The 14,697-nt window shown below is 64.4% G+C and carries 12 protein-coding genes and 1 other annotated feature; of the genes, 8 read left to right on the top strand and 4 right to left on the bottom strand.

All coding sequences use genetic code 11. The features are described 5' to 3' along the window. Positions 1 to 9: 9 nt before the first annotated feature. Positions 10 to 1,274 (bottom strand): IS3 family transposase gene (locus BKA03_RS04785; RefSeq protein WP_179397706.1). Its coding sequence is split into 2 segments (ribosomal slippage): positions 10 to 989 and positions 989 to 1,274, totalling 1,266 coding nucleotides; the frame shifts between segments, so codons are not numbered across the junction. Then, positions 862 to 993, bottom strand: a sequence feature (AL1L pseudoknot). Its footprint overlaps the gene before it by 132 nt. Before the next feature lie 75 nt (positions 1,275 to 1,349). Here BKA03_RS04785 and BKA03_RS04780 point away from each other — a divergent pair. Beyond that, on the top strand, positions 1,350 to 2,843 hold the full coding sequence (locus BKA03_RS04780) for an HNH endonuclease (protein ID WP_179397705.1): 1,494 nt from the start codon (positions 1,350 to 1,352) through the stop codon (positions 2,841 to 2,843). A 156-nt stretch (positions 2,844 to 2,999) separates the two neighbouring features. Here BKA03_RS04780 and ilvD read toward each other — a convergent pair whose 3' ends face one another. Continuing rightward, positions 3,000 to 4,697, bottom strand: a complete 1,698-nt coding sequence (ilvD, locus tag BKA03_RS04775) for a dihydroxy-acid dehydratase (protein ID WP_062076105.1) — start codon at positions 4,695 to 4,697, stop codon at positions 3,000 to 3,002. A gap of 208 nt (positions 4,698 to 4,905) precedes the next feature. Between ilvD and BKA03_RS04770 the strand changes: the two genes are divergently transcribed. The 4 genes from BKA03_RS04770 (at position 4,906) to BKA03_RS15690 (ending at position 8,700) form a co-directional block, all read left to right on the top strand. Continuing rightward, positions 4,906 to 6,927 carry an APC family permease gene (locus BKA03_RS04770; RefSeq protein WP_062076100.1) on the top strand — a complete coding sequence of 674 codons (2,022 nt, stop codon included), beginning with the start codon at positions 4,906 to 4,908 and terminating at the stop codon, positions 6,925 to 6,927. Between the two features lie 38 nt (positions 6,928 to 6,965). Next, positions 6,966 to 7,718, top strand: coding sequence for a MerR family transcriptional regulator (locus BKA03_RS04765; RefSeq protein WP_062076099.1), 753 nt, complete (start codon positions 6,966 to 6,968; stop codon positions 7,716 to 7,718). Between the two features lie 156 nt (positions 7,719 to 7,874). Next, positions 7,875 to 8,438 carry an NADPH-dependent FMN reductase gene (locus tag BKA03_RS04760; RefSeq protein ID WP_062076098.1) on the top strand — a complete coding sequence of 188 codons (564 nt, stop codon included), beginning with the start codon at positions 7,875 to 7,877 and terminating at the stop codon, positions 8,436 to 8,438. Between the two features lie 73 nt (positions 8,439 to 8,511). Further along, positions 8,512 to 8,700: a deoxyribodipyrimidine photo-lyase gene (locus BKA03_RS15690; protein WP_062076097.1), complete on the top strand. Its 189-nt coding sequence runs from the start codon at positions 8,512 to 8,514 to the stop codon at positions 8,698 to 8,700. A 12-nt stretch (positions 8,701 to 8,712) separates the two neighbouring features. On the opposite strand, the gene BKA03_RS04750 is transcribed toward BKA03_RS15690, so the two are convergent. Both BKA03_RS04750 and BKA03_RS04745 read right to left on the bottom strand, forming a co-directional pair. Next, positions 8,713 to 10,242, bottom strand: a complete 1,530-nt coding sequence (locus BKA03_RS04750; protein WP_062076096.1) for a glycoside hydrolase family 43 protein — start codon at positions 10,240 to 10,242, stop codon at positions 8,713 to 8,715. A gap of 3 nt (positions 10,243 to 10,245) precedes the next feature. Continuing rightward, a complete protein-coding gene (locus BKA03_RS04745) occupies positions 10,246 to 11,250 on the bottom strand; it encodes a LacI family DNA-binding transcriptional regulator (protein ID WP_062076095.1) in 1,005 nt (334 codons plus the stop codon). A gap of 203 nt (positions 11,251 to 11,453) precedes the next feature. Between BKA03_RS04745 and BKA03_RS04740 the strand changes: the two genes are divergently transcribed. The 3 genes from BKA03_RS04740 to BKA03_RS04730 all read left to right on the top strand — a co-directional run bounded on the left by BKA03_RS04740 (position 11,454) and on the right by BKA03_RS04730 (position 14,679). Continuing rightward, on the top strand, positions 11,454 to 12,752 hold the full coding sequence (locus BKA03_RS04740; RefSeq protein WP_062076094.1) for an extracellular solute-binding protein: 1,299 nt from the start codon (positions 11,454 to 11,456) through the stop codon (positions 12,750 to 12,752). Between the two features lie 26 nt (positions 12,753 to 12,778). Further along, positions 12,779 to 13,786: a carbohydrate ABC transporter permease gene (locus tag BKA03_RS04735; RefSeq protein WP_062076093.1), complete on the top strand. Its 1,008-nt coding sequence runs from the start codon at positions 12,779 to 12,781 to the stop codon at positions 13,784 to 13,786. Between the two features lie 92 nt (positions 13,787 to 13,878). After that, on the top strand, positions 13,879 to 14,679 hold the full coding sequence (locus BKA03_RS04730; protein ID WP_373366728.1) for a carbohydrate ABC transporter permease: 801 nt from the start codon (positions 13,879 to 13,881) through the stop codon (positions 14,677 to 14,679). The last annotated feature ends 18 nt before the right edge of the window (positions 14,680 to 14,697 follow it).

The raw sequence follows: 14,697 nt of genomic DNA, 5'->3' as shown, positions 1-14,697 counted from the left end.
GCCCCGGGTTTAGTGGAGGGTGAGTTCTCCCAGGAGCGGCTGCTCCTGGGTCGTGTTCTCACGGTAGTACAGGTCTTCCATCTCGATCGGGGTGAGGTATCCGATCGAGGAGTGCAGCCGGTTTTCATTGAACCAGTGCACCCAGGACAGGGTTGCGTATTCAAGCTCGTCAGCGGTGCGGAACGGGCCGTCGATTTTCACGCACTCGGTTTTGTAGAGCCCGACGACGGTCTCTGCGAGGGCGTTGTCGTAGGAGTCCCCGACGGTCCCGATCGACGCGATCGCTCCCACGTCTGCGAGCCGTTCCGAATAGCGCAGCGCGGTGTATTGAGCTCCCGCGTCCGAATGCTGGATGACGCCGGCGACGTCCTGACCGGCTCGCTCTCGCACCCATAACGCCATCTCAAGCGCATCAAGGGGCAAGTCAGTGGGCATTCTCGACATCGTCCGCCACCCGACGATCCGGCGCGAGAACACGTCGGTGACGAACGCGGTGAACGCCATACCCGACCAGGTCGGAACATAGGTGAAGTCCACGACCCACAACTCGTTGGGACGCTCGGCACGGAAGTTACGTTGAACGTGATCCGGCGGACGCGTCGCCGCAGCATCTGGTCTCGTGGTGATGAACTGCTTGCCACGACGCGTTCCCCGCAGTCCCTGAACACGCATCAGGCGTTCCACAGTGCACCGAGCGACCTCGACCCCGTCGCGGTGCAGCAAGCGCCACACCTTACGGGGGCCGCTGATGCCTCGGCCGCGGTTGCGGTCCCAGAACACCGCCTCGATCAAGGAGGCAACTTCCCGGTCACGCACTGAACGCGCCGAGTCGGGACGGTTCCTGGCGGCGTAGTAACCCGACGGGGCAATCCGGCACCCGTGCTCGGTGAGCACCCGGCAGATTGGCTCGACCCCGAACCGTGAGCGATGCTCATCGATAAAGGCCACTAGAACGGAAGTCGCGGGTCGAGCTCCCGCGCGAAGAAAGAAGACGCGGCAAGCAAGATCTCGTTCGCGCGTTTAAGTTCTCGCACTTCTCGCTCCAACGCCTTGATCGTGGCCGCGTCCGTCGTCGTGACACCGGCAACCTCTCCGGCATTGATCCGGGCCTGTTTCACCCAGCCACGCAGCGTGTCTGAGTTCACTCCGACCCGATGACCGACACGGACCACGGCCGCGTTCATCGACAGCGACGTCTCCTGCGACATCGCTTCTCTCACAAGCCGCACGGAACGCTCCCTGAGCTCCTGCGGATACTTCCTCGGTGCTGGCATGACTCCCATCCTTTCGGGGAATCAGACCCTCCACCAAACCCGGGGCGATTCAGACCCTGCTGGTTGACTGTTCTTGTGGCTATCGTGGCGGCGGAAATTTCCAGGGTGAGTGCCCTGGTGGGTGTGCTCGCGCGCCGTGACGTGTCGGACCTTCCGGATGCTGCTTTCTTGGAGGCGCACGATGAGATGGGCCGGCTCGAGCGGTTGGTTGGGACGTGGGGGGCGCGTTTCGCGGGTGATGTCGCGCGCAGGTCCGCCCCAGATTTGCCAGGTGGTGGTTTGGCACGAAGGCAGGGTTTTGGTTCCGCAGGCGCGATGGTTGCCCGGGTCACGGGTGGGACGACCGCGGGTGCGATGCGCTCCATTGAGGCAGGGCTCGCGCTCATGCCGGCGGTGGTGTTGGTTGCGTCGCCCGATGGGTCCTTACCCACCCAGTCCACCACCCCACCTGCGCCCCGCTATCCCGCGGTGGCACAGGCCGCCCACGCGGGTGATCTGGCCGTTGATGCGGCGGGGCTGATCACCGCAGGGCTGGAAACCCTTGCGGAACGGGTGCCGAGTGAACGGTTGCAGGAGTTGGAGCGTCGCCTGGTGGACCGGGCGGTGCATTTGGCGGTGCATGAGGTGCGGCGCCTGGTCGCCCACGCGGTGGCACACGCTGACCTTGCCGGTCATGAACAGCGTGAACGCCGTCAGCATGAGGAGCGGTTCCTGGCGTGGAAGGAAGACCACACCGGGATGGTCACCTTCACCGGCAAACTCGACGCCGTCACAGCAGCACCCATTCGTACCGTGATCGAACAAATCGTCACCCATCAGTTCCGTGCCAGGCGTGACCAAGACCCGTCGCAGCGTGATCAGCGCACGCCAGATTTGAGAACTGTGGGTCAGATGCGGGCCGATGCCTTGTTTGAGGTCTGTCGGCACGCGTTGGGGTGCAAGGAAACGGACCGGTCGGGGATCCGCACCACCATCATCGTGCGGATGAGCCTGCGCGACCGCGACACGGGGACCGGTTTGGGCAGTATTGACGGCACCAACCAACCCGTCTCAGTAGGTCAGCTGCGCCGTCTCGCGGGGGATGCGGGCATCATTGCCGAAGTGTTGGGCGGCGAGAGTGAGGTACTCGACCTGGGCCGCAGAGTCAGGCTCTTCACACCGGCACAAAGACTCGCACTACTCGAACGCGACGGCGGGTGCGCCAAATGTCATGCCCCACCCGAACACTGCGAAGCCCACCACATCCGCTGGTGGGAAAGAGGCGGTCCCACAGACCTTGCCAACGGGGTAATGCTTTGCACCAGATGCCACCACGACATCCACCGCCAAGGCTGGAACATTCAAGTGGAACACGGGCGGGTCAACTTCATCCCACCACCCCACATCGACCCCACATGCAGACCCAGACCAGGAGGACTCGCCGCAATCACCATCGACATCGGCAACCTCACCGGCGGCGGCGACCTGAGTGACATGAGCAACCCAGGCGACCCGGGCGTCACGGAAGAACTCTGCCCACCCCCCGACAACCCCGCCCGGAACGACCTAGCCTGGGACGACGCTGCCTGACACCCCGCCCCGGCCACCGCCACTACGCCAGCCAGCCCCAGCCAGCCCCGACCCGGCCCGGCCCGGCCCGGCCCCAACCTCAGCCCCAACCCCTGCCATCTAGGACCGACCGCTCGCTGAGGAGCAGTGCACCACCAAACTTGCGAGGCTCAACAGTTAGTCGAGAACAGCACCCTTTGAGGCCGAACCCACGAGCTTGCGGTACTTGGCGAGAACGCCGCGCGTGTACTTGGGTGCTGGCGGCTCGAAGCCGACGGCTCGAGCGGAGAGCTCCTCTTCGCTCACATGCAGCTCCAGCAACGCGTTGGTCACGTCGAGCGTGATCTTGTCGCCGTCCTTCACAAACGCGATCGGGCCGGCATCGACGGCCTCGGGGGCGATGTGGCCCACGCACAGGCCCGTGGTACCGCCAGAGAAGCGTCCATCGGTAATGAGGAGCACGTCCTTGCCGAGGCCAGCGCCCTTGATGGCGGCCGTGATGGCGAGCATCTCGCGCATTCCTGGGCCACCCTTGGGGCCCTCGTATCGAATGACCACCACGTCGCCCGCCTTGAGCGAGCCCTCCTCGAGTGCGTCAAGCGCCTTGCGCTCACCATCGAAGACGCGCGCGGTGCCCTCGAAGACGCTCTCATCGAATCCTGCCGACTTGACCACCGCGCCGTCGGGTGCGAGCGATCCCTTGAGGATGGTGATGCCGCCCGACTTGTGCATCGGGTTGTTGAGCGCACGCACCACGCGTCCGTCGATCTTCGCCGGCTTGAGCTCTTCCATGTTCTCGGCGAGCGTCTTGCCCGTGACCGTCATGACGTCTCCGTGCATGAGGCCTGCGTTCAGGAGCGTGTTCATGACCGCGGGCACGCCGCCGACGCGGTCAACGTCGTTCATCACAAACTGGCCGAAGGGCTTGAGGTCGCCAAGGTGCGGCACGTTCTTGGCAATGCGTGCAAAGTCGTCGAGAGTGAGGTCGACATCGGCCTCGTGCGCAATGGCGAGCAGGTGCAACACGGCGTTGGTCGAGCCGCCGAATGCCATGACCACGGCGATCGCGTTCTCGAAGGCCTTCTTGGTCATGATGTCGCGGGCTGTGATTCCCTGGCGCAGCATGTTGACTACGGCCTCGCCCGACTTGTGGGCGTACATGTCGCGACGACGGTCGGGGCTGGGCGGGGAGGCGGAGCCGGGAAGCGACATGCCGAGGGCCTCGCCAACCGATGCCATCGTGTTGGCCGTAAACATGCCGCCACAGGCACCCTCGCCTGGGCATATCGCCTTCTCGATCGCGTCAACGTCCGCTTGGGACATGAGGCCCGCAGCGCAAGCGCCGACGGCCTCGAAGGCGTCGATGATCGTGACGTCCTTCTCCGTGCCGTCCGACAACTTCACATGGCCGGGCATGATCGAGCCCGCGTAGAGGAACACCGAGGCGAGGTCGAGCCGCGCGGCGGCCATGAGCATCCCAGGCAGCGACTTGTCGCAACCCGCGAGCAAGACCGAACCGTCGAGGCGCTCGGCCATCATGACTGCCTCGACAGAGTCGGCGATGATGTCGCGCGACACGAGCGAGAAGTGCATGCCCTCGTGGCCCATCGAGATGCCGTCGGAGACGGAGATGGTGCCGAATTCGAGCGGGTAGCCGCCGCCAGCGTGCACGCCCTCCTTGGACGCCTGCGCGAGGCGCTGCAGCGAGAGGTTGCACGGCGTGATCTCGTTCCACGAACTCGCGATTCCGATCTGGGGCTTCGCAAAGTCGTCATCCCCCATGCCGACGGCGCGGAGCATGCCGCGCGCGGCGGTCGCCTCCAATCCGTCGGTGACCTGGCGGGAACGGGGCTTGATGTCTGGCGTCTTCGTCATGTTTTCGAGTGTATGGCCGCGCCACGCATCGGCGACTCCAAAGCGCAAAAACGGGGCCGGAAGTTGACGCTGCGGCAACTTTTCCCGCTCGCCAGGACCCGGAGCGGACACCCTCGATCGGGGGGACAAAGAACCCCGGGGACTTGGTCGCCTAGGCCGGTGTGCAAAAGGTCTACGCTCACCTGATGTGAGTCCCACATTGCTCAAAATGCGTCGTCTCGTTCTTGGTGCACCACTGCCGACGTACGCGGCGGGCCACCAAACACTTCGCAAGCGGATGGCCCTCCCCATATTCGCATCCGACCCGCTCTCCTCCGTCGCCTACGCGCCGCAAGAACTCCTGCTCATTCTCGCCGGCGGGGGCCTTGCCTTCATCGGCTACACCCCGTGGATCGCCGCGGCCGTCATCCTCCTTCTCACGGTGGTCGTTGTCTCCTACCGCCAGCTCGTGCGCGCCTATCCCTCGGGCGGCGGCGCCTACACCGTCGCCGCCAAGAACCTGGGCGAGAGCGCGTCGCTCATCGTCGCGTCGGCGCTCACCGTCGACTACGTATTGACGGTCGCGGTGTCCGTCGCGAGCGGCGTCGACAACGTCATTTCAGCCTTCCCGGCACTGCACGAGTGGCGCGTCGAGTTCGCCATCGTGTGCGTCGCCCTTCTCGTGACCATCAACCTCCGCGGGGTCGCCGAGTCGTCCAAGGCCTTCGCACTTCCCACGTACCTCTTCATAGGCTCGATCGGCGTGATGATCGTCGTCGGCGCGTTCCGCGCGGCTACTGGCAACTTGCCCCTGGCCGAGTCCGCCGGGTACACGCTCCAGCACCACGACCTCGCGCGCGCCGCGCTCGCGTTCCTCTTGCTGCGTGCGTTTGCGTCCGGTTGCTCGGCCCTCACGGGGGTCGAGGCCATCGCCAACGGCGTGCAGGCCTTCAAGCCGCCCAAGGCGCGAAACGCCCAGGCGACGCTCGTGGCGATGGGCGCGGTGGCCGTGAGTCTGTTTGCCGGCGTCACCTACCTCGCGCTCAAGACCCATGTGCTGTATACCGCCAACGCATGTGACCTTCACGGGTTCGCGAATTGCGATACCAAGGCGCAGCGATCGGTCATGGCACAGATCGCGGCGAGCGTGTTTGGTGGACATCACGCCGTGGGGTTCTACGCCGTGCAGGCGACCACGGCCCTGGTGCTCTTTCTGGCCGCCAACACCGCCTTCAACGGCTTCCCCTTGCTCGGCTCCGTGCTCGCTCACGACCGCTATGCGCCCAAGGCCCTGCTGGCACGGGGCGACCGGCTCGTGTTCTCAAACGGCGTCATCGTGCTCGGCACCGCCGCTGCGATTCTCTTGCTGGCGTTCCGCGCCAACCTGAACCTGCTCATTCAGATGTACATCATCGGGGTGTTCGTGAGCTTCACTCTTGGCCAGTTTGGCATGGTGGTTCACTGGACGCGGCAACTGCGCAGGGGCGACACCGTGCATCGCACGACGCGCGCTCTGCACGTCTTCAGGGCCATCAACTTTGTGGGCGCGGCCACCACGGGCGTGGTCCTCGTCATCGTCACCATCACCAAGTTCACCCACGGCGCATGGGTCGTCTTCGCGATCATGCCCGTCCTGTGGTTACTCATGTTCCGGGTGAATCGCTACTACGGGGCGGTAGCCGACCAGGTCGCGCCCGACGCGGTGACGAGGTTCGGCTCCGCCGGAGATTACGCGGTGGTGCTGGTTCACACGGTCAACAAGCCCACTCTCAAGGCTCTCGACTACGCGATCGCTGCCGACCACAAGCGTCTCGCGGCCGTGCACGTTGCGGCGGAGCCCGAGCTCACGGAGTCGCTCCGTGCCGCCTGGCGGGCGCTCGAAATCCACGTGCCGCTCACGGTTCTCGAGTCCCCCTTCCGCGATGTTTCGAGCCCGCTCGTCGAGCACCTGGAGAGAGACAGGACCCTGCACGGATCCGAGGTCGTCTCCGTCTACATCCCGTTCTACGTCTACGGGCATTGGTGGGAGGGCTTCCTGCACAACCGAAAGTCGCGCAGGGTCCGCCACCGCCTGCAGCTGTGCCCGGGCGTGGCAGTGGTGCTGGTTCCGTGGCTGCTCGACTCGTCGCAGTCCCTCTATACGCGTCCCGCGCGCCCGCTGCCAGGGCTCGAACGGCGGGGCCTCACCGCGCTACCCGCGAGCCGCAAGATCACGACCCAACGCCGCTTCCACCGGCCGATCCAGCGATAGCTTGACGTTGACGCGACGTCAACTTCTACAGTGGTCGCATGGACACCGACTACGACATCGGCAAGGTGGCGCGCATGAGCGGCGTCACGAGCCGCACGCTGCGGCACTACGACGACATCGGCCTTCTCACCCCCGCCGGGACGGGGGCCGACGGCAGGCGTCGCTATGGCCAGCCCGAGCTGCTGCGCCTGCAGCACATCCTGGTCCTTCGCGAGCTGGGAACGAGCCTGGAACGCATCGCGCGCATCGTCAACACCGATGACCCCTCCACGACGATCGCGCTGCTACGCGACCACCTCGCCGGCCTCACCGCCGAACGCGAGCGCTACGCGAGGCTGGCCGCGACGGTCGCCCGCACCATCGACTCGATCGAAAGGGGAAAACCTATGAATGCTTCACATGTCTTCGACGGCTTCTCACACGAACGCTACGAGCCGGAGGCCAGGGACCGCTGGGGGGACGACGCCGTCGACCGCTCGAACGCCAGTTGGGAGAGGCTCGGCGAGGAAGGCAAGAAGAGGCACCTGCGCATCGACCAAGAAATCGTCGAGGCCCTTGGGGCCGCTGTGCGCGTGGGCTTCACCGCCGACAGCGCGGAGGTGCAGGACATCGTGGCCAGGCACCACGCGTGGCTCAGCGAGATCTGGACGCCCGACGCACACGCCTACCGGTCGTTGACGCAGATGTACGTGGACGACGAGCGCTTCAAGGCCCACTACGACGAGGTGGCCCCCGGCGCCGCAGAACTGCTTCGAGACGCGGCCGCGTTGTACGCGGCACGGGAACTCTGAGGCCCGGTAGCGACACGCAACGAACGGCCGCACGGCGGTCGGAGCCGGACCTTTGGTTGATTTGTCAACGAGGGGAATAGGTGACGCACCGCAGTGCGTTGAGTAAGTGAAGCCGCCGACGCTGGCGGCACCCCCCTCATCTTCAAGGAGTTTGTCATGCCCCGCATCGGAATCATCGTCGGATCCCTCGCCAAGAACTCGATCAACAAGAAGGTCGCCCAGGCCCTCGTGGGACTGGCGCCCGCAGATGCGGAACTCACGATGCTCGACTTCTCGGAACTCCCGCTCTACTCGTACGACTACGACGCGAACTACCCCCAGGTCGCCAAGGACTGGAAGGCGTCCATCGAGGAGGTCGACGGCATCATCATCGTGACACCCGAGTACTCCCGCTCGATCCCGGGCGCCCTCAAGAACGCGCTCGACTGGGCCTCGCGTCCGTGGGGCACCAACTCCTTCAACGGCAAGCCCGTTGCGGTCATGGGTGCCTCGATCGGCGCCACCGGTACCGCGATCGCTCAGCAGCACCTGCGCACGATCCTGGCGCACCTCAACGCACCCACGATGGGCCAGCCGGAGACGTTCTTCCAGTACAACGCGGCCGCCTTTGCCCCATCCGGCGAGATTCAGGACCAGGGTGCCGCTGGCGTACTGCAGAACTTCGTCGACGCCGCAGTGGCGCACGTCGAGCGCAACGCGCGCGAGCACACTGCCGCCTGACAACCAAGTCTTCCGTTCAACAGAGGCGGGTCACCCACGGAATGCCCTGGTGGCCCGCCTTCGTTGATCCCACGTGACGGCGATCTGGTGGGTGCGACACGATGCACGGCTGAGCGACAACCCCGCGTTACTGGCGGCGCAATCCGCAGGCGCCGCGCTCCCCGTGTTTCCGTGGTCCCCGCCCCTCACACTGTGGTCGGGGCGGAGCCGCGCACGGAGGACGGAGATCGCCCCGATCGCGGCGCGGCGCGGCAAGGCCTAGGGCCGCGGCCTCTTAGGACTGCGCGCCCTGATTCACCTCGACGTAGTCGACGTCGACGTGTCCCGCGCCCACCGCGAACGGACCCCACCAGCTCCCCATGAACCATCCGGGGCGGCCGGTCGCAAGGCACGTGATGTCCACGGCGCCCACCATGGTCGAGTTCGCCGTCAGGGTTGCCACGTGTCGGTCAACCGAGAGCGAGAGTTCAACCGGGCCATCAAGGCCGACCTCAACCGCCCCTACTTCCGTCCGCACACCGTCGTCAACCAACACCCCACGCACGACACCATCCGGATGAAGCGCCAGTTCGAGCAACCCAGTTTCCGTGGTCCTCAGCAAGAGTCCCGCCCTGAGCGAATCGGCACCTTCGACCTCGCATCGCGCCGTGATCTGGGATGTGTCGGCGTCAAGTCGGCGACCCATAAACGACGTCCGGCCCACGATCGTCGGCTCGTCCGTCGTGGCGCGAAGCCGGGCGAAGCCGGGGCGCGCCGCGAGATCGACGAACTCGGAAGGCAACCATCGCACGGCGTTCCACGCGAGATCGAGTTCGTCGGCGTCGAAGTCGTCGCGAATGGTCGTGACGGGTGGCAACTGATCGGGAACGCCATCGACGGTCATCTCGACGGCGACTCGACCCGTTCCAGGAGCAAACAGCGGTCTACCCTCCTCGAACTCGACGGGGACCAAGTGCGTCTGGCGGCCGCGCAGGCTGTTGACCCCTTCGCGTTGGTGAGTCGCCAGCATCACGGACCACCAGGATCCATCCGTCGCTTGAACAAGATCCGCGTGGCCGACGTCGGCAATGTCCGCCCTGTCGCCAAGGAAGCGATGGGTAAGCCGGGGATTGCCCTCGTCCCCCACATACGGACCCTCGATGGCATCGGCGTAGGCGACGCAAATCGCATGGTCGCGGTTGGTGCCACCCTCGGCCGCCATGAGCATCCATCCGCCACCTGGCCTGGGGTGGATGTGGGGCCCCTCCGCCCATCCCGCGCCCACCAAGGCACCGCGCCAGATCGACCGCGGAACGCCCATGGGCACATGCGTGCGAGGGTCGAGCTCAACCAACCAGATGTCGGTCTGGCCATGCCACAACCCGGGGTCGGCGAGGTTGGTCCAACACAGCCACACCCGGTCGCCGTCAAAGGTCAGCGATGGATCGATTCCGCCGAGTCCCTCAAACCACATTGCCTCGCTCCACGGACCGGCAGGGTCCGTCGCGGTCACCAGGAAGTGTCCCGCGCGTGCGGGAGGCTCCTCCTCGCCAGGAACGTGAGTGCACACCACGTAGAACGTGCCGTCGTGATAGCGCAATGTGGGCGCGTACAGGCCCTTGGAGGCCGCGATGCCGGTGTAGTCGAGCTGGTCGGTAATGACGTGGCCCACAAGCTCCCAGTCGACGAGGTTGTGCGAGCGATGCACGGGGAGTCCGGGGAGGTACTCGAACGTGGACGTCACCATGTAGTAGGTGCCGTCGACCTCGCAAATGCTCGGGTCCGGGTGGCAGCCGGGCAGAATTGGATTGCGGTACGTACCCATGACTTACCTCCGGCGCGGTGGCGCTGTTGTTGCACGCACGACGAGTTCCGTGGGGAGCTCGACATGCCTGACCGCGGCGTCCCCCCCGGCGAGGCGCGCAAGGATCAGCTCGGTGGCCGTCTGGCCGATCAGGCGCATTGGTTGCCTGACGGTGGTGAGCGGCGGGACCAGCCGCGAGGCCTCCACCACATCATCGAATCCGATCACGGATAGGTCGCCAGGGACGTCGATTCCAAGGCCCCTCGCCACCTTGACGATGCCGATCGCAGACGCGTCGTTCGCCGCAAAGACCGCGGTGGGTCGATTCTCGTTCCCTAGGAGGGATGACCCTGCCGCCCGCGTGGTCTCCTCATCGTAAAAACCCACGCGCACGAGCGCCGGGTCATACTGGATTCCGGCCTCCGCGAGGGCCCTGCGATAGCCCGCATCGCGGGCTCGCGAGGAGCGCAGGTCGGGGCGTCCAGCGACGAAGCCGATGCGACGATGACCGAGCGAGATCAGGTACGCCACGGCGATGTGGGCACCATTCAGGCTGTCGGCCTCGACCGTCGAGATCTCGCCCGTGGACACGTGGGGGTCAATCGCCACTAGGGGTATCTCGGTCGCCGCGGCAACCACAGTCGGGGTCACCATGATCGCGGCATCGATGAGGCTGCCGCTCAGCCTGCGCAGAGACCGATTCTCCCAACCCTTGGGTTCATGACTGAAGGCGACGGTGTACACCAAGAGATCGAAACCGGAACTCTGCACAGTGGCACCGATGCCCTTGAGCACCTCCGCCGCGAAGGACTCGATCTCCGCAACAAGCACGCCGATGACGCCCGTCTTGGTCCCCCTCATGCCGCTCGCTCCGAGGCTCGATTCGTAGCCCATCTCCGCGACGACTCGCATGACGTGCTCCGAGGTATCTCTAGAAACTCCGTAGCGGCCGTTGACTGCTTTGGACACGGTGGCGACCGAAACGCCAGCAGCGGCAGCGATGTCGGAGATGGTCGGACGGCGTCCCATGCCTAGTTACATTACAGTATGGAAAAGGTTTTCGAAAACGCTTGACACGACGTGTCCGAACTGCAGACACTGAAGACACGAGGCGGCGGCGCGGCCGTTTCGGTAACACCTGGTGCGCGTGTCCAATGAGACGAGCGTTCCGCATCGCACAGCGTGCCCAACGAGGGGCTCGTGACTCAATGAAGAGAGAACGGTGTATCGATATGCAGAAGAGAAAGTTCGTGGTCGGCGCGGCAGTACTCGCGGCTGGCACTCTCTTGCTTTCCGCATGTAGCAGCGGATCTAGCAAGACCACTACCAGTGGTGGCACTACCACCGCCGACCAGAGCCTCACGCTGTGGGAGAACTCCACGACCGGCGACGGCGTGCAGTACTGGAAGGACACCGCCGCCGCTTTCGAGAAGGCAACAGGCGTGAAGGTGACTGTCGTTGCCATCCAGAACGAGGAGATGGACGGCAAGTTGCAGACCGCCCTCAACTCGGGAGACGCCCCTGACGTGTTCATGGCTCGCGGTGGCGGCAAGCTCGCCGCTGTCGTGAAGGCGGGTCAGGTCATGAAGCTCGACGGCAAGCTTGCTCAGTCCACGGTGGACGACATGGCGGGCTCGATGTCGGCCTTCCAAATCAATGGTGGGACCTACGGCGTGCCCACCGCAGTGCTTCCAGAGGGCTTCTTCTACAGCCAGGACCTCTTCACGGCGGCAGGCATTACGTCTAATCCCAAGACGATCGACGAACTGTCGACGGATGTGACCAAGTTGAAGAGTTCGGGAGTCGACGCGATCGCGGTCGGCGCGAAGGACGCATGGCCGGCCGCTCACTGGTACTACAACTTCGCGCTTCGCGAGTGCTCGCAGGACGTCATGAACAAGGCAGCTACCGAGCTGACGTTCAACGACGACTGCTGGCTCCGTGCTGGCAAGGATCTGCAGACCTTCGCGGCCACCAAGCCGTTCAACAACGGATTCCTGACCACTGCGGCTCAGCAAGGCGCGGGTTCGTCCGCTGGACTTGTCGCCAACCACAAGGCAGCCATGGAACTCATGGGTGCATGGGAGCCCGGCGTCATCGCCTCGCTGACCCCCGACACGAAGGCGCTTCCCGACCTCGCGTGGGCACCCTTCCCGGAGATCACGGGCGGTAAGGGTACCCCTGGTGCCATGATGGGCGGCGCCGATGGCTACGCCTGCTATATCAAGGCGCCTGACTCTTGCGTCAAGTTCCTCGACTTCATCGCGACGCAGGACAGCCAGGAGAAGTACGCGAAGGCCTTCCAGACGATTCCTGCGAGCTCAAAGGCGCAGTCGGTCGTTACGGATCCGTCGCTGACCAACCTGCTCGCCGCCTACAAGAAGGCGCCGTACGTCATGCTGTGGCTCGACACGATGTATGGCCAGAGCGTCGGAAACGCCCTCAATGTGGCCGTCGTCAACCTGCTCGCAGGTACCGGCACACCGGCAGACATCGTCAAGGCAGTCAACGACGCCGCAGCCAAGGCCTAATAGGACTGCCACTCTCCATGACATCCATGAGTGAAGCCGCCCCCTTGCGGAGCGCGCCAACCGTGGGTCGAGGTTCAGAGGGGGGCAACGCGGGAGCGTTGCCCCCCTCTGCGCCGCAACGCTCCCGGCTGGAACGTCTTCGCAAGCCGTTGGAGATCACGATCCTCGTTGGTCCCGCACTGCTCGTATTCCTCGCCTTTGTGATCTTTCCAGTGGTAATCGCCGCTTACTACGGCTTCTTCAGCTGGACGGGATTTGGGCCTGCCAACCACTTCATCGGGCTCCGCAACTACACACAGATTCTTGCCGACGACGCGTTCCGCGCCGCCGTGTGGCACAACGCGGAAATCGTCGGGCTATCTCTGATTACTCAGGGGCCGATCGCCCTCCTCATCGCCCTCCTGCTTAATCGCAAGATGCGATTCCAGTCGGCATTACGCGTCCTGATCTTCGTCCCCTATGTGATCTCTGAGGTCGTCGTGGGCACCGGATTGAGCCTGATGCTCGCGTCGGGCGGTGCCGCCAACGACCTTCTCGGCAAGCTCGGACTCGGTGGCCTCAAGCAGGACTGGCTGAGCAACCCGCACGTCGCCATCTGGACTCTGATAGCGATCATTACATGGAAGTACATTGGCTTCGCCGTGCTCCTCTTCCTTGCGGGGCTCCAGGGGATCCCGGAAGAACTCACCGAGGCCGCTCAGATCGACGGCGCGTCGTATTGGCAGGTGCAACGGCGGATCGTCTTGCCTCTGCTTGCCCCCACCGTGCGTATCTGGGCATTCCTCTCGATCATCGGATCACTTCAGCTCTTTGACCTCGTCTACATCATTTGGGGCCAATACGTCGCCGCCACAGCTGGCACCTCGACGATGGCCACCTACATGGTCACCACCGGTCGTACGGCCGGCCAATACGGATACGGAAGCGCCGTCGCCGTGCTCATGTTCTTGATCTCACTCACAGTCGCGCTGGTCTACCAACGCTTCGTGCTGCGCCGTGACACCGAGGGCGCAGTAACGGGAGGTGCCGCGTAATGGCCACAACGAATTTGTCCAGTATTGACCGGCGGCACGTGCGCACGTCCGGGCGACAAGTACAACGATCGCGACGGACATCTCCCAAGGCGATGTTGATCTACTTCGTTGCCCTCATGCTGGTCGCGGCCATCCTTGCACCCATCGTCTACATCATCCTTGGTGGCTTCAGGTCGAACTCGGCTATCACCGTTGATCCGTCCGGGCTACCGACCAGTTGGCACGGGGAGAACTACTGGAATGTGCTGTCCACTGGCACCTTCTGGCAAGAGATCGGTAACTCGACCTTCGCGGCAGTTGGCACGTCCGTCCTCGTCGTCATCCTTGGCGTCATGGCCGCATATGTGCTCGCAAGGTACCGGTTTAGGGGACGAGGAGTGCTGTACGCGATCTTCGCCGCGGGCCTGATGTTTCCGATGACGGTCGCGATCACACCGCTTTACATCCTGATTCGCGACCTCGGGCTCACCGACAACCTGATCGGCGTGATCATCCCACAAGTCGCCTTCCAGCTCTCGGTCACGATCATCATCATGGTGCCGTTTCTCCAGGCTCTCCCACGCGAGATTGAGGAGGCCGCATTCATTGATGGTTGCGGTCGACTCTCGTTCTTCTGGCGCATGGTGATTCCGCTTTCCAAGCCAGCGGTCATCACGATCGGAATCCTCGCCTTCATTGCCAGCTGGAACTCGTACGTGCTGCCACTGTTCCTCCTCAGCGACACCGCGAAGTACACGCTGCCACTCGGGGTCCAGTACTTCTCGTCGCAGTACTCCGTCGACACCGCAAGGGTCCTCGCGTTCACGTCGCTGTCGATGCTCCCGGCACTCGTGTTCTTCAGCCTGTTTGAACGCCGTATCGTCGGCGGACTCACGGGCGCCGTCAAGGGTTAGATCCGGGTTGGGGCGCGC

Origin of the sequence: Demequina lutea, from assembly GCF_013409005.1 — a bacterium.
Classification (GTDB): Bacteria; Actinomycetota; Actinomycetes; order Actinomycetales; family Demequinaceae; genus Demequina; species Demequina lutea.
This window is presented reverse-complemented; position numbering and strand designations above follow the sequence as displayed.